Here is a 21,167-nt window from a genome sequence, read left to right as displayed (position 1 = left end):
GAGAGACTCCAGCTACCACCGACCCGTGCGCGAAGGCGCCAAGAGAGGGAGTAATAGTAGTAGTTGCAGGTTTTTGAACATAGCACCCATCACCGATGAATTTTCTTAGATAAGAGTATAGCAATAACGACAAACGATCACCACGTCAACCTGATTGTGGTCGTAAATCCGGTACTTATTAGCCAGATAAGTTGCTGTTTTAGACAAGGTTGAATAGTTGTTCTGCTGTTTGGGTTTGAAGTGAGAGTTTGTGCTGCATGTGCAGAGGGGATCCCAAAAAGCCGCCCGCGAAAAGATGTTCGATTGCCGCTTTTTATTAGCTGAATTTGCTAACGCCCCAAGGTGAGTGCCCTTTAAAAGGGTCGGTTGCGCTCAATTTTTTGCTAAGTATGTGACGCTGTGTCGATGAACTGCTAGCCTTGTAAACAGACTCAGTTATTTCACTAATAAATTTAGTGACAATTTTTATGCTTATCCCTTTGCCCGAATGCTGAGATAATCAATCATCACCGCTTTTTATAAAGCTCGTGGACAAGGGATTTAAAGCAGGTTAAGGTGATTTTCTTCCCCTTTTCTGCTTATTTATTTCATCAAGCAGAAGCGTTTTTTATACAGATAAAAGCTATTTGCTGTGCGCACTGCTGCCTCATGTCCAGTCGCACAGCAAATAGAACAAAGCCTGGAGGGCTTATCATGGAGATGTTATCAGGCGCGCAAATGGTTGTACGAGCGCTGGAAGATCAGGGGGTTGAACATTTGTTCGGCTATCCCGGCGGTTCAGTGCTTGATATCTATGACGCCTTATTTGAAAACAGTAAAATACAGCATGTGTTGGTGCGCCACGAACAAGCCGCCGTGCATATGGCCGATGGCTATACCCGTGCTACGGGTAAAGTAGGTACGGTATTAGTCACTTCAGGCCCCGGTGCCACTAACTGTATTACGGGTATTGCTACCGCCTACATGGACTCTATTCCTATGGTGGTATTGTCAGGCCAGGTGCCGACTTTTTATATTGGTGATGATGCCTTCCAAGAAACCGATATGCTGGGTATTTCTCGCCCGATCGTGAAGCACAGCTTTATCTGTAAGAAAGCCTCGGATATTCCCTTAGCCATTAAGAAAGCGTTTTATATCGCTGCCAGTGGCCGTCCGGGACCTGTGGTGATTGACTTGCCAAAAGACGTGCAAAACCCGTTAGAAAAACATCCCTATGTCTACCCAGACTCAGTCGCGATGCGCTCTTATAGTCCCTCCAGCACTGGTCATAAAGGACAAATTAAAAAAGCCATGCAAGCGCTTGCTGCAGCTAAGCGCCCCATTATGTATGTGGGTGGCGGCGCTGTTACCGCAGAAGCGAGCGCCTTGGTGGTGAAGCTGGCAGAGAAGTTTAATCTGCCCGTGACTAACACCTTAATGGGCTTAGGGGTTATGCCAGGTACTCATCCACAATTTGTAGGCATGTTGGGGATGCACGGTACCTATGAAGCGAATAAGTCGATGCATAACTCAGACTTTATCCTCGCCATAGGGGCGCGCTTTGATGACCGCGTCACTAATAATGTGGCTAAGTTTTGCCCCGACGCGACTATCGCCCAAGTGGATATTGACCCCACTTCAGTATCGAAAAATATTAAAGCGCACATTCCAATTGTCGGTTTAGCAGATGCAGTACTCGAGCAGATGCTGGACGTGATCCGTGAGCTAGATTTAAACACTGACGCCCAGGCTATGAGCGATTGGTGGGCACAAATTAATGAATGGCGCGCAAAAAAGTGCTTAGATTACGCCAAGAGTGAACAATATATTAAACCGCAACAGGTGATTGAGTCTGTTTATCGCATCACCGAAGGCAAGGCCATTGTCAGCTCTGATGTAGGCCAGCATCAAATGTTTGCCGCCCTGTATTATCCTTTTGATAAACCTCGCCAATGGATTAATTCCGGTGGGCTTGGCACCATGGGTTTTGGTTTGCCGGCGGCTATGGGCGCGCAAATGGCTTGCCCCGATGCGATTTCTATTTGTGTGACGGGGGATGGCTCTATTCAGATGAATATTCAAGAGCTGTCTACCTGTATGCAGTACAACTTACCGGTGAAGATAATTTCTCTCAATAACCATTCTTTGGGGATGGTGAAGCAGTGGCAAAAAATGTTCTATGAAGGACGAGAAAGTCACTCTTATATGGACTCACTACCTGATTTCGTCAAACTGGCTGAGTCGTATGGTCATGTTGGGATCCGAGTGTCTGATCCTAAAGAGCTGGATGCAGCATTAGAGAAGTGCTTTGCCATGAAAGATAAGCTGGTATTTATGGATATCCTTATCGACCCTGAAGAGCACGTTTACCCCATGCAAATTAAAACTGGCGCCATGGATGACATGTATTTAAGCAAAACGGAGAGAACTTAATGCGACGTATTATATCCTTGCTACTGGAAAACGAATCCGGTGCCTTGAGTCGTGTGGTTGGGTTATTTTCTCAGCGCGCTTATAACATCGAAACCTTAACCGTGGCACCCACCGACGATCCTACTTTATCGCGCATGACTATTGTCACGGGCGGGGATGAGCGCCAAATTGAGCAAATCATGAAACAGCTCAATAAGTTGGTCGACGTGCTAAAAGTAAATGAGCTAAGCGAAGGCGATCATATTGAGCGAGAAATTGTGTTAGTTAAAGTGCGAGCCGATGGGGCAAATCGTGATGAAGTAAAACGCACTGCCGATATTTTTCGCGGTCAAATTGTTGATGTCTCGCCGCATCTGTACACAGTACAGTTGGTGGGCACCAGCGATAAGCTCGATGCCTTTATTCGTAATATGAGTGAAAGTACTGAAGTGGTAGAAGTGGTGCGCAGTGGCGTGTGTGGCATTTCTCGCGGCGAGAAATCGCTGCGCCCTTAAGGGCACCAACCTGATATTAAAACCGCTTTCGGGCGGTTTTTTTATTGAAAAAAGCCGCTTGCACAGTCCGTTATTGCTGGTGTTGTTGGCAAAGAGAGGGGTTAGCTAAGAGAGAAAGTTAGCGCACAAAATAAGTTGACTTCTTAACCCAGCCGTTGAAAATCGGCACAGCTTAGCAATCCTTGCCTGTAAAATAATAGAAAAATACACAGACGTACTGCCATTTAGCCAGTGGTTGCTTAATAGCTGGCTTAACTGTCAAGGATTGCCTTTTTATATCGCTGAGCAGCCTGTCTATTTTTATATACCACTAATTTGTATCAAATACTGCGATGACTTAGCACTCTCGCTCTCACAACCGGAGATTTCATGACTAAAACTATTATCGCGACCGAGCACGCTCCCGCTGCTATTGGCCCTTATGTACAAGCCACTCGGGTAGGCAATATGTTATTCACCTCGGGTCAGATTCCATTGGATCCCGCCACCATGGACATAGTTGCGGGCGGCATTGAAGCACAAACTAAACAAGTCATGGACAATTTAATGGCCATTTTAGCGGCGGCTGGCGCCGATGCGACTCACGTAGTTAAAACTACCTGTTATTTAAAAGACATTAATGACTTTTTACGTTTTAACGAAGTCTATGCCAGCTACTTTACGCTCGGTGCTCCCGCGCGCTCTTGTGTGGAAGTGGCGCGTTTACCTAAAGACGTGTTAGTGGAAGTGGAAGCCATTGCCTACTTCGATTAAGCCGGCAGATAAGCCAGTCTCGGCGCCGATAGCTAATAAAAGGCCTGCGCCCGTATCAAACCAGAAGCTGAGCTTTGCTTTATTAGTGACAGGTGCTTGTTATGGTAGCCAAGCGGCGGCTGACGCCTATCGCTTTGCGCAAGCGGTGATTGCGCAGGGCCATGTCTTAAGTTGCATCTTTTTTTACCAAGCCGGCGTCACTAATGGCAATAGTTTAGTGTTGCCTGCAAGTGATGAAACTAACTTGCAACAGGCGTGGGTGGAGCTGGCTACTCAACAAAAGATACGCTTAGAAGTTTGCGTAGCAGCAGGGCTGCGCCGTGGGGTGTGCGACCAAATGAGCGCTAGCCAAGCCAAACTTACTCATTGGAATCTTAATGAGCCTTTTTATTTGAGTGGCCTAGGTGAGCTGGCTAAGGCGGCGTTAACAGCCGATCGCGTGGTACAATTTTAACGACGACGCCAACAAACAGTGAGCGAGGCAAACAATAATGAGAGCATACAATGAATAAGCTGGCGTTTATGTTTCGCACCCCTCCTCATGGCTCAGCTTCGGGTCGAGAAGGGCTAGATGCGCTGTTGGCCACGTCAGCCTTAAGTGAAGACATAGGCGTATTCTTTAGTCACGATGGTGTTTATCAGTTATTAACTGCACAAGATCCCAGTGCTATTTTAGCTCGTCATTATGCGCCGACCTTTGGCCTATTGGAGTTATACGATATAGAACAAGTGTATGTCTGTCAGCACTCATTAACAGAGCGAGGCATTAGTAGCGAGCAACTCAGTATTCCCGCTCAGGTGCTTTCTCCACCCGAGTGGCAACAGCACTTAGCGAACTTCACCGTCAGACTAAGTTTTTAAAGGGAAGTGAGCATGCTGCATACTGTAAAAAATTCTCCTTTTAGTCACCAAGCGCTGGCTCACGCCTTAGCAGAGCTACAAGAGCAAGATCGATTGTTGCTCTGGCAAGATGGCGTAATAGCTGTCACTGTAGCGCAGTGGCAGTGCCACTTACAGCCGCTGGCTGAACAAGGGCGCTTATATGTGATGCAAGCCGATCTGCAAGCCCGCGGCTTACGCCATGTAATGGGGATCCCCATCACTATGTCTGACTGGGTCGATCTAGTGGCTAAGTGGGGCAGCCCGCACGCTTGGTAGAACTGCGCTTGGCAAAGAGTGCATATAAATTGTACCGCTAAAGCGGTATACGTCTTGACTCCCAGCACCAGCAAGCATAGAATTTTGCGTCCTCGCTTTTTGAGGACCGTTTTTCACAACTGTAGAACGATATATTTTCAGGAGCTGTTAATGACTACAATTAACCAGCTGGTTCGTAAACCGCGCAAGATAGCTGTTGCCAAAAGCAACGTACCTGCGTTGGAATCGTGCCCGCAAAAACGCGGCGTATGTACCCGTGTATATACCACCACCCCGAAGAAGCCTAACTCTGCATTACGTAAAGTATGTCGTGTACGCTTGACCAATGGTTTTGAGGTTAACTCATACATTGGTGGTGAAGGCCACAACCTGCAAGAGCACTCTGTGGTACTGATCCGTGGCGGTCGTGTTAAAGATTTACCAGGTGTGCGTTATCACACCGTGCGTGGCGCACTGGACACCTCAGGTGTAAGTGCACGTCGCCAAGGTCGTTCTAAGTACGGCGCTAAGAAGCCCAAGTCTTAATAGTTCTCTGTTAAGTAAGGCCAAACATTTTATTCAATAACACTATTGTGTTTTGGGTTATCCCTGAAGTTACGGAGAATTTTCAATGCCAAGACGTCGCGTTATCGGCCAGCGTAAAATATTACCAGATCCAAAGTTTGGATCCGATTTGCTGGCAAAATTTGTAAACATCCTGATGGTAGATGGTAAAAAATCTACTGCTGAAGCTATCGTTTACACCGCCCTTGAAGCTGCTGCCACTAAGAGTGGTAAAGAGCATCTGGCGCTGTTTGAAGAAGCTTTAGAAAACATTCGTCCTACAGTTGAAGTTAAATCACGCCGCGTAGGTGGTTCTACCTACCAGGTGCCAGTAGAAGTACGTCCAGTCCGTCGTAATGCTTTAGGCATGCGTTGGTTAGTAGACTCTGCACGTAAGCGTGGCGAGAAGTCTATGGCTCAGCGTTTGGCTGGCGAGTTGCTTGATGCAGCTGACAACAAAGGCTCTGCGGTTAAGAAGCGTGAAGACGTGCACCGCATGGCTGAAGCAAATAAAGCGTTTGCACACTACCGCTGGTAATTTGCTGGGAGCGCAGTTTGCGCTCCTTGTTTATTACTTACTAAGGGCATTGACCTTAGAAAGAGGATCTTATTGTGGCTCGTACAACTCCAATTGAGTACTACCGTAACATTGGTATTAGTGCTCACATCGACGCTGGTAAAACCACCACTACTGAGCGGGTGCTGTTTTATACTGGCGTAAACCATAAAATTGGTGAGACTCATGAAGGTTCCGCTACCATGGACTGGATGGAGCAGGAACAAGAGCGTGGTATTACTATCACCTCTGCCGCCACCACCTGTTTTTGGGATGGGATGGAGCACCAATATCCACAGCATCGGATCAACATTATCGATACGCCCGGCCACGTTGACTTCACCATTGAAGTAGAACGGTCTATGCGCGTACTCGACGGTGCTGTCATGGTTTACTGTGCTGTTGGTGGCGTTCAGCCGCAGTCTGAAACCGTATGGCGTCAGGCAAATAAATATAAAGTACCGCGTATTGCGTTCGTTAATAAAATGGACCGTACCGGTGCTGATTTTCTGCGTGTAGTTGGCCAGATCAAGAGCCGCCTTAAAGGCGAAGCTGTTCCTGTGCAATTGCCGATCGGTGCCGAAGAAGATTTTAAAGGCGTGATCGACCTAGTTAAAATGAAAGCCATTGACTGGGATGAAGAAAATCACGGCACAACTTTTGTATATCACGACATTCCAGCCGAGATGCAAGAGTTAGCCGAACAATGGCGTCAGAACATGGTAGAAGCTGCGGCTGAAGCCAATGAAGAACTGATGGACAAATACTTGGAAGGCGAAGAGCTAAGCGAAGCTGAAATTAAAGCCGCTTTGCGCCAACGAGTGTTAAATAGCGAAATTATTCTAGTGACGTGCGGTACTGCCTTTAAAAATAAAGGGGTGCAAGCCATGCTAGACGTAGTGGTCGACTATTTACCCTCGCCAGTAGAAGTTCATGCCATTACTGGTCTTAAACTCGACGGTGAGACGCCAGATACGCGTCCTGCCGACGATAAAGCCCCTTTTTCCGCCTTGGCGTTTAAAGTGGCAACCGACCCCTTTGTGGGCAACTTAACTTTTTTCCGCGTCTATTCGGGTGTTATTAGCACCGGTGATACCGTGATGAACTCAGTTAAGGGTAAACGTGAGCGTTTTGGTCGTATCGTACAGATGCACGCTAACAAACGAGAAGAAATTAAATCCGTTTGTGCGGGTGACATCGCCGCGGCTATCGGTTTAAAAGATGTGACAACAGGGGATACCCTGTGTGATCCTAGCGCACCTATTATTTTAGAGCGCATGGAGTTTCCAGAGCCAGTTATTTCTGTGGCCGTAGAGCCTAGAACTAAAGCTGACCAAGAAAAAATGGGCATGGCTTTGGGACGTCTGGCGCAAGAAGATCCGTCTTTTCGCGTTCATACCGATGAAGAATCCGGTCAAACCATTATTGCCGGTATGGGTGAGCTGCACCTAGATATCTTAGTAGAGCGCATGAAGCGTGAGTTTAGTGTTGAAGCTAACGTGGGTAAACCCATGGTGGCCTATCGCGAAACGATTCGCTCTAGTGCTCAGCAAGAAGGGAAGTTCGTCCGCCAGTCGGGTGGTCGGGGGCAATTTGGTCATGTATGGATTAAAATTGAGCCTCGCGAGCCCGGTGAAGGTTATCTGTTTGAGAATGCAATCATCGGGGGCGCTATTCCTAAAGAATACTGCCCGTCGGTAGATAAAGGCATTCAAGAACAGATGAAACAGGGCGTATTGGCCGGATATCCGATTGAAGATATCAAGGTCACACTATACGATGGCTCTTATCACGATGTTGACTCTTCAGAAATGGCCTTTAAAATCGCCGGTTCAATGGCGTTTAAAGAAGGGTTCATGAAGTGCGACCCCGTGTTACTTGAACCGGTAATGAAGGTTGAAGTAGAGACGCCAGAAGACTATATGGGTGATGTAATCGGTGACGTTAACCGTCGTCGTGGTATCATCGAAGGCATGGAAGATGGCTCGTCAGGCAAAGTAATTAACGCCGTGATCCCGCTGTCGGAAATGTTTGGCTACGCTACAGATCTGCGTTCACAGTCGCAAGGTCGTGCTTCATACTCTATGGAGTTTGATAAGTACGCCGAAGTACCTGCAAGCATGGCTGAAGCACTGGTTGCTGCTCGTAAAGGTTATTAATCTTTGTTTAAACTCCCCGCTTACAAAAATGAAGTGGGAACAAACTAGGAAGGACTAGTCCGTGTCTAAAGAAAAATTCGAACGCGTAAAAACACACGTAAACGTAGGTACTATCGGCCACGTTGACCACGGTAAAACTACGCTGACTGCAGCTATTACTACTGTATTAGCTAAGAAAATGGGCGGTAGCGCTCGCGGCTACGCACAGATCGATAACGCTCCTGAAGAAAAAGCACGTGGTATCACCATCGCCGCTTCTCACGTTGAGTACGATACTGAAGCTCGTCACTACGCACACGTTGACTGCCCAGGTCACGCTGACTACGTTAAAAACATGATCACTGGTGCTGCTCAAATGGACGGCGCTATCTTGGTTGTTGCTTCTACTGATGGTCCTATGCCACAGACTCGTGAGCACATCCTGTTGGCACGTCAGGTTGGCGTTCCATACATCGTTGTATTCATGAACAAATGTGACATGGTTGACGATGAAGAGTTGTTGGAACTGGTTGAAATGGAAATCCGTGAGTTGTTGTCTGAGTACGACTTCCCAGGTGATGACACGCCAGTAATCCAAGGTTCTGCACTGAAAGGTCTGGAAGGTGAGCCTGAGTGGGAAGCCAAGATCCTTGAGTTGGCTGACGCATTAGACTCTTACATCCCTGATCCAGAGCGTGCGGTTGACGGTGCTTTCTTGCTGCCAATCGAAGACGTATTCTCAATCCAAGGCCGTGGTACTGTTGTAACTGGTCGTGTTGAGCGCGGTATCATCAAAGTGGGTGAAGAGATCGAAATCGTTGGTCTGAAAGACACCGTTAAGAGCACCTGTACTGGTGTTGAAATGTTCCGTAAGTTGCTTGACGAAGGTCGTGCCGGTGAGAACGTAGGTGTTCTGCTGCGTGGTACCAAGCGTGAAGACGTTGAGCGTGGTCAGGTTCTAGCCAAGCCAGGCTCAATCAAGCCACACACTACTTTTGAATCAGAAATCTATGTTCTGTCAAAAGAAGAAGGCGGCCGTCACACTCCTTTCTTTAAAGGCTACCGTCCACAGTTCTACTTCCGTACTACTGACGTGACCGGTACCATCGAGTTGCCAGAAGGCGTTGAGATGGTAATGCCTGGTGATAACGTAAACATGGTTGTTACTTTGATCGCGCCTATCGCGATGGAAGATGGCCTGCGTTTCGCTATCCGTGAAGGTGGTCGTACTGTTGGTGCTGGTGTTGTTGCAAAAATCATTGCTTAATAACGCTATACACTAATAAAAAAGGAGGCTTAGGCCTCCTTTTTTTATGCCTGACATCAATAATTAGTTTTTTCTAATGTTTAAGATGCGCTATAGCTTAATTTAGCGCTTAACGGATTTTTAACTTAATAAGAGGCATTTATGGAGATTAAATCACTGACCCCTTCTTTCTCGGTGGCAGGCCAAATTAACAACGACGATCTTATTGCTCTAAAAGATGCCGGCTATGACACTGTTATCTGTAATAGGCCTAATGGTGAGGCTAGCGAGCAGCCCACAGCGCAGAGCCTGAACGAGCAGGCTAGGGCGCTAGGGTTAGAGTGGCATTGGCTACCCATTACTCCAGGCGAGCTTAGCCAAGCGCAGGTGAGTGATTTTGCCGAGCTACTTAGGCAGGCTGAGCAGCAACAGCGCAAGGTATTAGCTTTTTGTCGAAGCGGCATGCGCTCTATCTCGCTGTGGGCACTGACTCAAGCTCAACATACGCCCAGTAGCCAGCTGATACAACAGGCTAAAGCCGCAGGTTATGATTTATCTGGATTGACTTCTGAATTGAATCGCCTCTATCAACCCGCTTAAGGGAGTTAATAAAACCTGAAAATAAGTGGTTGGCCACAAATTAGTTAATTTTTAAGCATATCTGACTTGCATTGATAACTAATATCATTTAGATTTGCCTCATTGATGCGAGGAGGTGAGCTATGTATGTATGTTTATGCAAAGGTATTACTGATAGCCAGTTACGAGAGGCAATAGCCAGCGGTGGCAATGAATTTAAACAGTTAAAACAAGAACTGGCCGTCGGTTCACAGTGTGGTAAGTGTGTACCCGTTGCCATGGCAATTTTAGCCGAAGAAAACGCCAAGACCGCACCTTACTACCAAGTGGCTTAGCCGCTTCCTCCCGTTACACCTTTCCTTAGCTTTGCTTACAGTCTGGCCCCATTGGGGGCTTTGAGTGTGCCTATGATCCACCGCCCTCATTTGCGTACTTTATTTGTGCACAAGGCTATTCTTTGTCACCGATAGTTCGCTAGTATGGGGCTCGCTTGTTATAGGGACTCACATACCGATGAAAGAAACCTTTCGCACTCTGCCTGCTCATAAAAATGTCGCTCTTGTGGCGCATGATCATAAGAAAAGCCAGTTATTAGACTGGGTAGGACGGCGTGCCGAAGCCTTAAAGTTGCACCATCTTTATGCGACCGGCACCACCGGCACTATGCTAAGCCGCCAAGTGGGCTTACCGGTGCGCTGTTTAATGTCTGGCCCTATGGGCGGAGATCAACAGCTGGGGGCCTTAATTGCCGAAGGAAAAATAGACGTCTTGATTTTCTTTTGGGATCCGCTAAATGCCGTACCTCATGATCCTGATGTAAAAGCCTTATTACGCTTAGCCACCGTCTGGAATATTCCAGTGGCGACCAATATGGCCACCGCTGATATGTTGATGGACAGCATGCAAATGAGTAAGGATTTTAGTATAAGCGTGCCTGACTACGAAGGCTACTTGGCCGAGAGAACCAAGGAATAGCGGTTAACAACGCCTTACGCGGTACGCCCTACGTTTTTAGTTTTTGTCGTATGGCGTACGGCTTATAACGTAAGGCTGGTTTTCGTCTAATGCCTATCTAATTGCTTATAAGCATATTTTGGTCGGTTGTTCATGATTAGGTTTTTTTGCTCGTCGGTCATATTAGCCGGATTTAGGCCCAACACTTTAAAGGTAAGCAAAGGGCGCGCCGCAATGGCGATCATCAACGGCTTAATGGCATTTAAACCGGCCTCTCCTGGTTCACCAAAGGCATAAGTCAGAATGCCTTGCTCGAGCAAATTTTTGACGGCAGGCTCGGTGACTGGCAATTTTATGACGCTTTTTCGTTGGATCACAAATTCGCGTAACACCGCTTTTTCATTAGCATCTAAGTAATCGAGTAATTCTTTTAAAAGACGCTCTTGCATTAAACGCTGCTTGCGATAAAACACGTATTGAAAGGCCAACACAGCGGCGTGAGATAAGAAGTAAGAGCCTGCACCTACCATGCCTAAAATAAAAACTAACCGATAATCGCGAAGCCACAGGCCGAAAGCGCCAGAAAACCAGCTAGCAGGTAAGGCACTCACTAAGGTGCAGCTTAATAACAGCCAACACATAAAGCGATTAAAGGACGAAATTTGTCTTAAATCCCACATGAAATTCTCCGGTATAAGATGCACGTTGAGAACTGTTGCCGTTCTCATATCTGCGTGGTGCTGTACAGCGTTTAGCAAGATACATGCCATTAGCGTCCTGTTGCCGTCTTTTAGCCACTTAAGGCAGCGCACTCACTAGAGCATAAAGAATAAAAAGACTCAGTCAGTGGTGCTGTTTATACATTACCTTAACGTAAAGAGTATACAAAAGTTCTTAACATTGTGTGTGTTTTATGTTTTATTAGTGCCCCATTAAATTCATTCATATCTTCGACTAACACTAAAATCGACAGGGAGTCTTAACAATGAGTACAGTTACACTTGATCAAGCCTTAACCATCACCCGTGGCGCACTAGCCCGTGCGGCAGAGATTTCTGCCGCACCCTTAACCGTTGCGGTACTCGATAGTGCCGGCTATGTAGTGTCCATACAGCGCCAAGACGGTGCCAGCCTGCTACGCCCTGACATTGCTAAGGGCAAGGCATGGGGTGCGGTGGCACTTGGGCGTAGCTCGCGTGGTTTAGCTGAAGTCGCCGAAGCACGTCCTACTTTTATGAGTGCGGTTAATGTGATGGCGCAAGGACATATTATTCCCGCGCCCGGTGGCGTGCTGATCCGCGATGCCCAAAATAATATTATTGGTGCAGTGGGTATTAGCGGCGATACGCCAGATGTAGATGAAATTTGCGCGGTAGCGGGCGTAGAACTAGCAGAATTAGTTGCTGATTGTAAATAAGTCAGTATTTATTGGCGTTGATAAGCACGGCGGCAAGGCAGCTTAAGTGGTTATCAGCGTGAATTACTAATGTGATGTATTAGTCGAAAACAGGAGTGGGTAACAATAACCCCGTTTTATTAGACGAAACTTTATTGCCCCCTCACTGCTATTAATAATGATAAGCGTCCATATTATTGGGCGCTTTTTTGTTTTTTAAAACAATCGCGCTCTAATGTGCGTAAACTTACTTATAATAGCGGGCGAAAAATAAGGAGTTCAACCTATGTCTCGGATCAGAGCCAAGAACGAAGAGATTATTATAAAAGCGGCCAGCCGAGTCTTTGCCGAGCACGGTTATGCTGCCACTAAAACGGCAGCTATTGCTGAGCTTGCCCAATTACCCAAACCTAATATTTATTATTATTTTGGTAGCAAAGAAAAGCTGTATCGCGCCGTGCTAGAGAGCGTGGTTGAGCCCTTGTTAGCGGCTTCTGCTCCTTTTATTGAATATCAAGATCCGGTAGAGGCACTGACGGGCTACATTAAATCTAAGCTGAGTATTTCCAAACACTACCCTTATGCCTCTAAGGTGTTTGCTAATGAAATTATGCATGGCGCTCCCCATCTCCCTGCCGACATCATAGCCCAGCTTGCCGAGCAAACTCGCACCTTAAGCAGCAAGCTAAAAGATTGGATAGCAAGAGACTTAATGGCAGACATAGATGCCCATCATTTACTGTTTGCTATTTGGTCTGCGACTCAAACTTATGCCGATTTTAATTGGCAAATTACTCAAGCACTCGGTAAAGAAGAGTTAGAGGATACCGACTTTGAGCGTGCTGCCGAGCTAATTACACGCATGGTGATTACCGGCTGCGCCGTAAAGTCCTTACCTAATTCTTAATCAAGTACGGATGAGCGTCGCTAAGCGCTATCTGCCACTGGGTGTAGCACAGTGGCAGATAAGTTATTTATTCAGGTAGCGACTATCATTAGGTGATGGCTTAGCCGTTAGTCGTTGTTGTAACTAAAACGTTAAAAATACCCATCTTATTCCTTCCTTATCTAACCTCATGATTTTACTATGTTAACTGTTACCCATCAGATTATATCTCTATTAAAGTTACCAAAAAGTAAAATTTATATTGACTAATTGGTCAGCTTTTATTTTAATTACACATGAAGATATTATTGCTGTGCCGCCAACTTAGGTGTGCCGTGTTTATGCTTGAGGAGGTTAGCTTGATTAAGTTCCTACTTAACCAAGAATTGCGAGAGGAAAGTGACCTGTCGCCCAATATGACGGTGCTTAATTATTTACGCACGCGCGTCGGTAAAACCGGCACTAAAGAAGGCTGTGGCTCAGGTGACTGTGGTGCTTGCACCGTGGTCTTGGGAGAGCGCGAAGGCGAGCATATCCGCTACCAAACTGTTAATTCTTGCCTTACTTTCGTGTCTACCTTACATGGCAAACAGCTACTCACAGTAGAGGATCTAAAAGAGAAAGATGGCAGCCTACATCCGGTACAGCAGGCCATGGTGGATTTTCACGGCTCACAATGTGGCTTTTGTACGCCTGGCTTTATTATGTCAATGTTTGCCCTTAGCAAAAATAAGCCCAGCGCTAAGCAGCATGATATCTATGAAGCACTCGCAGGTAACTTGTGCCGCTGCACGGGTTATCGCCCAATTGTCGATGCTGCCAAGACCATTGCTGAGCAGCCGCAGTTAGTTGATCAGTTCTCACGTTATGAAAAAGAGATATTAGCCAAGCTTGATACGATAGAAACCGACACCTTAGTTACCCTTAACGGAAACGATAAGGTGTGCTTCTCACCGGTGTCTAGTGACCAGTTAGCACAGCTGTTAGTTGAACACCCAGATGCGCAATTACTTGCAGGCGGCACCGATTTAGCGCTGCAAGTGACCCAGTTTTATCGTGAATTACCTACCATGATTTATGTAGGTAATGTGGCTGAGCTTAAGCAACTAGAAGAAGATGATACGCAGCTCATTATAGGCGCAGCCCGCAGTTTAAGTGATAGCTATGAAGCGCTAAGTCGGGTATTCCCGGATATGGGTGAATTGTTAGAGCGCTTTGCGTCGTTGCAAATTCGCAATCAAGGTACGCTTGGCGGCAACATAGGTAATGCATCGCCGATTGGTGATGCACCGCCGGTGTTAATTGCGCTAAATGCGCGCTTAGTATTACGCCAAGGTGAAACTCGCCGCGAGCTACCGATTGCAGAGTATTTCATCGATTATAAAAAAACGGCGCAACAAAGCAGTGAGTTTATTGAAAAAATCATTATTCCTAAGCCCCAAGCGGATCAGTATTTTAAAGTCTATAAGCTGTCTAAACGCTTAGATGACGATATTTCTGCGGTATGTGGTGCCTTTAACCTCACTATTACCAATGCCACCATCTCCCAAGCGCGTATTGCCTTTGGTGGCATGGCGGCAATCCCTAAACGAGCCGCAGCTTGTGAGCAAGCGCTACTTAATCAGCCGTGGAACTTAGCAACGGTAAAAACAGCCATGGCTGCCTTGGCCAATGATTTTGAGCCGCTGTCTGATTTTAGAGCGAGTAAAGAATATCGTACTAAAACAGCTACTAATCTGCTCTACAAATACTTTCTGGAGCAACAAAGTCTGCAACTGGAAACTAGGGTGACGTCTTATGTCTAAAACCACACCACATACTTTGACCATCGAACAGATGATGGAGCAAGTAAAGCAAAACCTGCAAACCGGCGTCGGTAAATCTGTGCCCCATGACAGTGCCGCCAAACAGGTGGCAGGCGAGGCGCAATACATAGATGATCGCCTGGAATTTCCCAATCAGCTGCATCTTTATGCTCGTATGTCGGAACGAGCTCATGCCCGTATTACCAAGCTAGATGTTAGCCCTTGCTATGAAGTAGAAGGGGTGACTTTAGTGATCACCGCCGAGGATGTGCCAGGTAAGCTAGATATTGGTGCCATTTTACCGGGCGATCCGCTGTTTGCCGATGGTGTGGTCGAGTATGTCGGTCAGCCGATGTTTGCGGTAGCGGCTAAAGATTTAACCACAGCACGTAAAGCCGCTATGTTAGCCATTGTGGAATATGAAGACTTAACGCCGATTTTATGTGTTGAAGAAGCGCTAGCTAAACGCCACTTTGTGACCGAAAGCCATAAGCAACAGCGCGGTGACTCGGCAGCAGGCTTAGCCAATGCTAAGCACGTGATTGAAGGTAGCTTACATATTGGCGGTCAAGAGCATTTTTATCTAGAAACACAAATTAGCTCGGTAGTGCCCACTGAAGATGGCGGCATGATGGTGTTTACCTCTAGCCAGCACCCCACAGAAATTCAAAAGCTAGTAGCCAGCGTGCTAGGCGTAAGCATGCATAAGGTAGTAGTAGATATGCGCCGTATGGGTGGGGGTTTTGGCGGTAAAGAGACCCAGGCTGCGGGCCCGGCGTGTATGGCGGCGGTGGCAGCCCATCTGACTGGGCGTCCTACTAAGATCCGCTTGCCGCGTATGGAAGATATGAATATGACTGGTAAGCGCCACCCTTTTTATAACCAATATAAAGTGGGTTTTGATGATACTGGGCGTATTCAAGCCACGGATATTATCGTGGCGGGCAACTGTGGTTATTCGCCGGATTTATCTTCATCGATTGTCGATCGTGCCATGTTTCATTCGGATAATGCCTACTACTTAGGGGATGCCACTGTAGTAGGGCACAGATGTAAAACCAATACCGCTTCAAATACGGCTTATCGGGGTTTTGGTGGCCCCCAGGGGATGATGACCATCGAACATGTGATGGACGAGATCGCCTCCTACCTAGGTAAAGATCCGCTTGAGATCCGTAAAATTAACTTTTACGGCCAAGATGAACGCAACGTAACGCACTATCATCAGCCCGTTGAGCACAATATTATTCATGAGATGGTGGCAGAGTTAGAAGCGTCCAGTGAATATGCTAAACGGCGCAACGAGATCCGCGACTTTAATGCGCAAAGCCCCATTTTGAAGAAAGGCTTGGCGCTGACGCCGGTCAAGTTTGGCATTTCTTTTACCGCTAGCTTCCTTAACCAAGGCGGCGCCTTAGTACACGTGTATACCGATGGCAGTATTCACCTTAACCATGGCGGCACCGAGATGGGCCAAGGCTTAAATATTAAGGTGGCGCAAATTGTTGCTGAAGAGTTTCAGGTAGAAATAGACCGTGTCCAGATCACGGCTACCAATACCGATAAAGTCCCTAATACTTCGCCTACTGCGGCCTCAAGTGGTACTGATATTAACGGCAAGGCGGCGCAAAATGCGGCTCGAACCATTAAGCAGCGGCTAATTGATTGGGCGGCGGGGCATTTTCAAGTAACGCCGGAAGAAGTGCTATTTAAAAATGGCATGGTCAAGATCCGGGACCAAGTTTTGCGCTTTCCTGAGTTTATTGAGCTGGCCTATTTCAATCAGATTTCATTATCGAGTACCGGCTTTTATCGCACACCTAAGATCTTCTACGATCATGCCACGGGCTCCGGCTCCCCTTTTTATTATTTTGCCTATGGTGCTGCTTGCTCCGAAGTGATTATCGACACCTTAACAGGGGAATATAAGATACTGCGCGCCGATATTTTGCACGACGTGGGTGACTCACTCAATCCGGCGATCGATATTGGTCAAGTAGAAGGCGCCTTCGTGCAAGGGGTCGGCTGGCTCACCACGGAAGAGTTAGTGTGGAATGATAAAGGCAAGCTGATGACCCAAGGTCCGGCGGGCTATAAGATCCCGGCGATAAGCGATATGCCCATTGATTTTCGTACCAAGTTGGTCGAGAACCGCAAAAACCCTGAGGACACAGTGTTTCACTCTAAAGCCGTAGGTGAGCCGCCCTTTATGTTAGGCATCTCGGTGTGGTGCGCGCTTAAAGATGCGATTGCGAGTGTTAGCGATTATAAAAAATACCCCCATATTGATGCGCCCGCTACACCTGAGCGGGTGTTATTAGCGGTAGAGCAATTACAAGCGTGGCAAGAACAACACGCCTCGTCGCTTTGACCTTACAGAGGTAAAGTTATGTTTAAAGATAACTGGATCCAAGTCTTAGCGGAGTTAGAGCGCAAAGGTGAGCCCTGTGTCATGGTCACTGTGGTGGAGCATAAAGGCTCCACCCCCCGCGATAGCGGCACTAAGATGTTAGTGACCGAGCATGCCTGCTACGCCACTATCGGCGGCGGCCATTTGGAGTATAAAGCGCTGAAGCTGGCGCGCGATATGCTATTAAGTGGCGAACAAACCATGCGAGTAGAGCGCTTTAACTTAGGCGCTAGCCTAGGCCAGTGCTGCGGAGGTATGGCCAGTATTATGCTCGAGCCTGTGGTGCGCACGCGCCACCATTTAGTGCTGTTTGGCGCGGGGCACGTGGCTAAAGCCTTAGTGCATATTTTGGCTACGCTACCTTTTCGTATTACGTGGATAGATGAGCGCCAAGCTGAGTTTCCACCAGAGCAGTTTAGCGGTGTTACGCAACTAGTTAGCGACGATCCAGTAGGAGAAGTTGCCAGCCAACCTGCCGCTAGCATGTATTTGGTGATGACTCATAACCATCAATTAGATCTTGAACTGTGCGCCGCTATCCTAAAACGCCAAGACGCCGCCTATTTTGGCGTAATTGGCTCTGCCACTAAGCGCAAACGCTTTGACTATAAACTCAGTGAGCGTGGCTTTAATGCCCGCGATTTAAGCCAAATGATATGTCCCATAGGCATTAGCAGTGTGGTGGGTAAGCATCCGGCAGAAATTGCAGTCTCAGTCGCCGGTCAGCTGATCAGTGTCTACCAAGGTACCTTTGTGGCGCCTCAGCCGTCAGCGCCCGCCATGCAAGTCGCTGCGACTTATACTAAGGAATTAGCTTCACCCTCATTATCTGTCTCTAGCTGAGTTGCCATTTTTTATCTCTAACTTAACCCTTACTCATTAATTTAAACGCCCGCCCAGTGCGGGAGTCTATAAAGACTGCCCGATGGGCGCATTGACAGGAGTCGTCTTATGACGCAACTACACGCGTATCGCGCCGCTATTTTACATAGCTTAGGCGACCCCAGCCAAGTGGGATTAGAAGACAGTTATGCTTATTACGAAGACGGTTTGTTAGTCGTTGACCAAGGTATAATCAGTGACATTGGTCCTGCCGAAGCAGTATTGGCACGCTTAGCACCGCACACAGCCATTACCGAGTTTAGTAATAAACTGATTACCGCCGGCTTTGTTGATACTCATATTCATTTTCCACAAACAGAAATGATTGCCTCCTATGGTGAGCAATTATTAGACTGGCTTAATAATTATACTTTTCCTGAAGAAGGAAAATTTAGCGATCCCCAACATGCTCAGCGGGTCGCCAGTTTCTTCTTAGAAGAACTATTACGTAACGGTACTACTACCGCCATGGTGTTTGGTACCGTGCATAAAGCGTCGGTGGAGGCCTTCTTTACTGAGTCTCATAAGCGCAATATGCGTATGATAGCCGGTAAAGTGATGATGGATCGTAACGGTCCGGATTATCTGCTAGACACGCCTGAGTCTAGTTATAGCGACAGTAAAGCCTTAATTGAGCGCTGGCATAAAAAAGGCCGCCAACTGTACGCCGTCACGCCACGGTTTGCTCCTACCAGTACCGAAGCACAACTAAGCATGGCTGGACGTTTGCTGCAGGAATATGACGATGTCTATCTACAAACGCATTTATCGGAAAACAAACAAGAAATTGAGTGGGTAAAGTCTTTGTTTCCAGAGCGTGCTGGCTATTTAGATGTGTACGACCACTTTAATTTACTAGGCCATCGCTCTGTATTTGCCCATGCGGTGCATTTAGAAGAGGCAGAATGTCAGCGTATGGCTGACACCGACTCAGTGATCTCTTTTTGTCCTACTTCAAACCTATTCTTAGGCTCTGGTTTATTAGACTTGCCACGAGTAGAAGGGCACGGCATTCGCGTAGGCTTAGGCACAGATGTGGGCGGGGCACCAGCTTTTCTATATTACGTACCATTGCTGAGGCTTATAAAATCCAGCAACTTCAAGAACATAAACTTCATCCTATTAAAGCTTTGTATCTGGCTACTCTAGGTGGCGCCCGTTCACTTAGCTTAGAGGATAAAATAGGTAACTTAAGCGTAGGTAAAGAAGCTGACTTTCTGGTGCTCGACTTACATGCCACACCGTTAATGGATGCCCGCATCAATAATAGTACGCATTTATTTGAGCAATTATTTGTGCTGATGATGCTCGGAGACGATCGCGCGATTAGCGAGACCTATATTTTTGGACAACGCCAATATCAAAAAACCGCTTAAGCTTAAGCTAAGTCACATAAAAACGCCCAATAACGGGCGTTTTTTGTCTTTAGTCACAATCTAGACAATCTCGGCTGTAGAAAAATACAAAAACCAGTAACATTGTATACGTAGTTACAAATATTTAACTAACCGGCAAACATTAAGCGCTGCTAATGCAGAGCAAGGTCGGCCTAACTGGAAACCTAGATTATGAGTTCACTCAGTCAACTGGAGCCAAGACCTGTCAAGTCGAGCTCAAATACGCAAGACGATATTGTTTACGAATATATCTTCGATGCCATTTTAGAACAGCGCCTCGCACCCGGCACTAAACTAAGTGAAGAAGCCTTAGGTGAGATTTTTGGGGTCAGCCGTACTATTATTCGCCGCGCCTTACTGCGTCTTTCTCATGAGCAAGTAGTAAGCATTCGTCCTAACCGCGGTGCTGTGGTGGCCGCGCCTAGTGTGGAAGAAGCAAAGCAAATTTTTGCTGCGCGCCGCGTGGTTGAGCTGGCAGTGATTGAATTAGCGGTTAAAAACGCGACACCACAAAGTTTGCGCCGTATTCGTGCCATGGTACAAGCCGAGCAAGATGCTTTTGATCGCGGTGATATTGGCAGCGGCATTCGTTTATCAGGCGAGTTTCACCTTGAACTCGCGCAAATGGCGAATAACTTACCCTTGCTGAATTTTCAGCGCAGCGTAGTGTCGCAAACTTCCTTGATTATTGCTCAGTACGAAGTAGGGCACCAAGCCCAATGTTCTTTTAATGAGCATGACGCTTTGCTGCAAGCTATTGAGGCGGGCGATCCCGCACAAGCTGTCGCTATGATGAAAGATCATCTGGATCATATTGAAGGTAAGTTGAACTTAGAAACTGAGTCTGCTTCAACCGACTTACATGTAGTGTTTTCAGATGTGGTAAAAAAACACGCGAGTGTCAGAGCCAACTAACGACTTGTAATCGTTAAAAGCTGCCCCGATGAAGGTGTTCATCGGGGCGATTTTTTTATGGTTATTCTTTAGGTTGGGGAACAATAAGGGTTGGAATACGCGAGTCTTTTAATACTTCTCGCGCCACACTACCTAACAGCGCTTGTAGCCAGCCTTTCTCATGGCCACCCATCACAATTAGGTCGCAGTTAAGAGTATCGGCGTGTTCTAAAATTGTTTGTTTAGGATTCCCTTCCACGACTTCGCAACTAAGCACTTTTTGCGCTAAGCCTTGCTCTTCAACAGGCAAGCTTTGCCAAAAATCGCTCAAGCGTTGCTGCAACTGCGCTTGAGAAAAGCTTAAGCGCTGGTGCAAAAACTCGACGCTATTACTTTGGTTATAAATATAAGACTGTAACGTTAAGCGCTCATCACTGGGGAGTTGCTCTAATACGCTTAAAATATGCACATCGGCACCGGTTTTTTGTGCAAGGTAAACCGCATAACGAAAGGCAAACACCGCATTTTTTGATAAGTCGGTGCAATATAAAATTTTATCAATCTTTGGCAACATAGACACATCCTTAGGGAAAACACCCAAATAACGCCACGCGGTGCTGAGCATTGACTATAACAAATGAGTATGGTGCAAACAGCATTAGTT

Annotated in this window: 23 protein-coding genes; 21 read left to right on the top strand and 2 right to left on the bottom strand. The window is 46.9% G+C overall.

Annotated elements, in window-relative coordinates; all coding sequences use genetic code 11:
* The first annotated feature begins 693 nt into the window (after positions 1–693).
* From CBP12_RS08665 to CBP12_RS08605, 13 genes are all read left to right on the top strand, one after another.
* Entirely contained in the window at positions 694–2,412 is a 1,719-nt protein-coding gene (locus tag CBP12_RS08665; protein WP_086964079.1) for an acetolactate synthase 3 large subunit, read from the top strand.
* A complete protein-coding gene (ilvN, locus tag CBP12_RS08660; RefSeq protein ID WP_086964078.1) occupies positions 2,412–2,906 on the top strand; it encodes an acetolactate synthase small subunit in 495 nt (164 codons plus the stop codon). Before CBP12_RS08665 ends, ilvN begins: the two co-directional genes overlap by 1 nt.
* 369 nt (positions 2,907–3,275) lie before the next feature.
* A complete protein-coding gene (locus tag CBP12_RS08655) occupies positions 3,276–3,659 on the top strand; it encodes a RidA family protein (protein ID WP_086964077.1) in 384 nt (127 codons plus the stop codon).
* Between the two features lie 67 nt (positions 3,660–3,726).
* Positions 3,727–4,113, top strand: coding sequence for a sulfurtransferase complex subunit TusD (tusD, locus tag CBP12_RS08650; RefSeq protein WP_086965490.1), 387 nt, complete (start codon positions 3,727–3,729; stop codon positions 4,111–4,113).
* A 50-nt stretch (positions 4,114–4,163) separates the two neighbouring features.
* Positions 4,164–4,520, top strand: coding sequence for a sulfurtransferase complex subunit TusC (tusC, locus tag CBP12_RS08645; RefSeq protein ID WP_086964076.1), 357 nt, complete (start codon positions 4,164–4,166; stop codon positions 4,518–4,520).
* 12 nt (positions 4,521–4,532) lie between these two features.
* The gene (gene tusB, locus CBP12_RS08640) at positions 4,533–4,817 is read left to right on the top strand and encodes a sulfurtransferase complex subunit TusB (RefSeq protein WP_086964075.1); all 285 of its coding nucleotides are present in this window, start codon (positions 4,533–4,535) and stop codon (positions 4,815–4,817) included.
* A gap of 150 nt (positions 4,818–4,967) precedes the next feature.
* Positions 4,968–5,342 carry a 30S ribosomal protein S12 gene (rpsL, locus tag CBP12_RS08635; RefSeq protein ID WP_086964074.1) on the top strand — a complete coding sequence of 125 codons (375 nt, stop codon included), beginning with the start codon at positions 4,968–4,970 and terminating at the stop codon, positions 5,340–5,342.
* An 85-nt stretch (positions 5,343–5,427) separates the two neighbouring features.
* Positions 5,428–5,898 carry a 30S ribosomal protein S7 gene (gene rpsG, locus CBP12_RS08630; protein ID WP_086964073.1) on the top strand — a complete coding sequence of 157 codons (471 nt, stop codon included), beginning with the start codon at positions 5,428–5,430 and terminating at the stop codon, positions 5,896–5,898.
* Between the two features lie 74 nt (positions 5,899–5,972).
* A complete protein-coding gene (gene fusA / locus CBP12_RS08625) occupies positions 5,973–8,075 on the top strand; it encodes an elongation factor G (RefSeq protein WP_086964072.1) in 2,103 nt (700 codons plus the stop codon).
* Positions 8,076–8,136: 61 nt separating this feature from the next.
* Positions 8,137–9,321, top strand: a complete 1,185-nt coding sequence (gene tuf, locus CBP12_RS08620) for an elongation factor Tu (protein WP_086964071.1) — start codon at positions 8,137–8,139, stop codon at positions 9,319–9,321.
* A gap of 141 nt (positions 9,322–9,462) precedes the next feature.
* The gene (locus CBP12_RS08615) at positions 9,463–9,900 is read left to right on the top strand and encodes a TIGR01244 family sulfur transferase (protein WP_086964070.1); all 438 of its coding nucleotides are present in this window, start codon (positions 9,463–9,465) and stop codon (positions 9,898–9,900) included.
* A gap of 122 nt (positions 9,901–10,022) precedes the next feature.
* Entirely contained in the window at positions 10,023–10,214 is a 192-nt protein-coding gene (locus CBP12_RS08610) for a bacterioferritin-associated ferredoxin (protein ID WP_086964069.1), read from the top strand.
* A 178-nt stretch (positions 10,215–10,392) separates the two neighbouring features.
* On the top strand, positions 10,393–10,854 hold the full coding sequence (locus CBP12_RS08605; RefSeq protein ID WP_086964068.1) for a methylglyoxal synthase: 462 nt from the start codon (positions 10,393–10,395) through the stop codon (positions 10,852–10,854).
* An 86-nt stretch (positions 10,855–10,940) separates the two neighbouring features.
* On the opposite strand, the gene CBP12_RS08600 is transcribed toward CBP12_RS08605, so the two are convergent.
* Positions 10,941–11,513, bottom strand: a complete 573-nt coding sequence (locus CBP12_RS08600; RefSeq protein ID WP_086964067.1) for a superinfection exclusion B family protein — start codon at positions 11,511–11,513, stop codon at positions 10,941–10,943.
* Between the two features lie 305 nt (positions 11,514–11,818).
* On the opposite strand from CBP12_RS08600, the gene CBP12_RS08595 reads away from it, so the two are divergent.
* The 8 genes from CBP12_RS08595 to CBP12_RS08565 all read left to right on the top strand — a co-directional run bounded on the left by CBP12_RS08595 (position 11,819) and on the right by CBP12_RS08565 (position 20,524).
* Positions 11,819–12,250: a GlcG/HbpS family heme-binding protein gene (locus CBP12_RS08595; protein ID WP_086964066.1), complete on the top strand. Its 432-nt coding sequence runs from the start codon at positions 11,819–11,821 to the stop codon at positions 12,248–12,250.
* Positions 12,251–12,515: 265 nt separating this feature from the next.
* Positions 12,516–13,136, top strand: coding sequence for a TetR/AcrR family transcriptional regulator (locus tag CBP12_RS08590; protein WP_086964065.1), 621 nt, complete (start codon positions 12,516–12,518; stop codon positions 13,134–13,136).
* A gap of 338 nt (positions 13,137–13,474) precedes the next feature.
* Positions 13,475–14,920: a xanthine dehydrogenase small subunit gene (gene xdhA / locus CBP12_RS08585; protein ID WP_086965488.1), complete on the top strand. Its 1,446-nt coding sequence runs from the start codon at positions 13,475–13,477 to the stop codon at positions 14,918–14,920.
* Positions 14,913–17,291: a xanthine dehydrogenase molybdopterin binding subunit gene (gene xdhB, locus CBP12_RS08580; protein WP_086964064.1), complete on the top strand. Its 2,379-nt coding sequence runs from the start codon at positions 14,913–14,915 to the stop codon at positions 17,289–17,291. The genes xdhA and xdhB overlap by 8 nt, the downstream gene beginning before the upstream one ends.
* Before the next feature lie 18 nt (positions 17,292–17,309).
* The gene (xdhC, locus tag CBP12_RS08575) at positions 17,310–18,173 is read left to right on the top strand and encodes a xanthine dehydrogenase accessory protein XdhC (protein WP_086964063.1); all 864 of its coding nucleotides are present in this window, start codon (positions 17,310–17,312) and stop codon (positions 18,171–18,173) included.
* 108 nt (positions 18,174–18,281) lie between these two features.
* The gene (guaD, locus tag CBP12_RS08570; RefSeq protein ID WP_232455044.1) at positions 18,282–19,361 is read left to right on the top strand and encodes a guanine deaminase; all 1,080 of its coding nucleotides are present in this window, start codon (positions 18,282–18,284) and stop codon (positions 19,359–19,361) included.
* Positions 19,271–19,588: an amidohydrolase family protein gene (locus CBP12_RS13745; RefSeq protein WP_232455198.1), complete on the top strand. Its 318-nt coding sequence runs from the start codon at positions 19,271–19,273 to the stop codon at positions 19,586–19,588. The genes guaD and CBP12_RS13745 overlap by 91 nt, the downstream gene beginning before the upstream one ends.
* 192 nt (positions 19,589–19,780) lie before the next feature.
* Positions 19,781–20,524 (top strand): GntR family transcriptional regulator, encoded by a 744-nt coding sequence (locus CBP12_RS08565; protein ID WP_086964062.1) that lies wholly within the window; start codon positions 19,781–19,783, stop codon positions 20,522–20,524.
* Between the two features lie 61 nt (positions 20,525–20,585).
* Here the strand turns inward: CBP12_RS08565 and CBP12_RS08560 are convergent, their stop codons facing one another.
* Positions 20,586–21,077, bottom strand: a complete 492-nt coding sequence (locus tag CBP12_RS08560) for a universal stress protein (protein WP_086964061.1) — start codon at positions 21,075–21,077, stop codon at positions 20,586–20,588.
* Positions 21,078–21,167: the final 90 nt, after the last annotated feature.

Origin of the sequence: Oceanisphaera avium, assembly GCF_002157875.1 — a bacterium.
GTDB lineage: Bacteria > Pseudomonadota > Gammaproteobacteria > Enterobacterales > Aeromonadaceae > Oceanimonas > Oceanimonas avium.
Note: the sequence above shows the minus strand (reverse complement) of the source record. Positions and strands in the feature narration are given on the sequence as shown.

What these genes read in the sequence shown, in the direction of transcription:
- CBP12_RS08600 (WP_086964067.1), bottom strand. Translation starts at nt 11,513, where the DNA reads ATGTGGGATTTAAGACAAATTTCGTCCTTTAATCGCTTTATGTGTTGG.
- tusB (WP_086964075.1), top strand. Translation starts at nt 4,533, where the DNA reads ATGCTGCATACTGTAAAAAATTCTCCTTTTAGTCACCAAGCGCTGGCT.
- CBP12_RS08590 (WP_086964065.1), top strand. Translation starts at nt 12,516, where the DNA reads ATGTCTCGGATCAGAGCCAAGAACGAAGAGATTATTATAAAAGCGGCC.
- xdhB (WP_086964064.1), top strand. Translation starts at nt 14,913, where the DNA reads ATGTCTAAAACCACACCACATACTTTGACCATCGAACAGATGATGGAG.
- CBP12_RS08605 (WP_086964068.1), top strand. Translation starts at nt 10,393, where the DNA reads ATGAAAGAAACCTTTCGCACTCTGCCTGCTCATAAAAATGTCGCTCTT.
- guaD (WP_232455044.1), top strand. Translation starts at nt 18,282, where the DNA reads ATGACGCAACTACACGCGTATCGCGCCGCTATTTTACATAGCTTAGGC.
- CBP12_RS08655 (WP_086964077.1), top strand. Translation starts at nt 3,276, where the DNA reads ATGACTAAAACTATTATCGCGACCGAGCACGCTCCCGCTGCTATTGGC.
- xdhC (WP_086964063.1), top strand. Translation starts at nt 17,310, where the DNA reads ATGTTTAAAGATAACTGGATCCAAGTCTTAGCGGAGTTAGAGCGCAAA.
- CBP12_RS08610 (WP_086964069.1), top strand. Translation starts at nt 10,023, where the DNA reads ATGTATGTATGTTTATGCAAAGGTATTACTGATAGCCAGTTACGAGAG.
- tusC (WP_086964076.1), top strand. Translation starts at nt 4,164, where the DNA reads ATGAATAAGCTGGCGTTTATGTTTCGCACCCCTCCTCATGGCTCAGCT.
- CBP12_RS08615 (WP_086964070.1), top strand. Translation starts at nt 9,463, where the DNA reads ATGGAGATTAAATCACTGACCCCTTCTTTCTCGGTGGCAGGCCAAATT.
- ilvN (WP_086964078.1), top strand. Translation starts at nt 2,412, where the DNA reads ATGCGACGTATTATATCCTTGCTACTGGAAAACGAATCCGGTGCCTTG.
- rpsL (WP_086964074.1), top strand. Translation starts at nt 4,968, where the DNA reads ATGACTACAATTAACCAGCTGGTTCGTAAACCGCGCAAGATAGCTGTT.
- rpsG (WP_086964073.1), top strand. Translation starts at nt 5,428, where the DNA reads ATGCCAAGACGTCGCGTTATCGGCCAGCGTAAAATATTACCAGATCCA.
- CBP12_RS08560 (WP_086964061.1), bottom strand. Translation starts at nt 21,077, where the DNA reads ATGTTGCCAAAGATTGATAAAATTTTATATTGCACCGACTTATCAAAA.
- CBP12_RS08565 (WP_086964062.1), top strand. Translation starts at nt 19,781, where the DNA reads ATGAGTTCACTCAGTCAACTGGAGCCAAGACCTGTCAAGTCGAGCTCA.
- CBP12_RS08595 (WP_086964066.1), top strand. Translation starts at nt 11,819, where the DNA reads ATGAGTACAGTTACACTTGATCAAGCCTTAACCATCACCCGTGGCGCA.
- CBP12_RS08665 (WP_086964079.1), top strand. Translation starts at nt 694, where the DNA reads ATGGAGATGTTATCAGGCGCGCAAATGGTTGTACGAGCGCTGGAAGAT.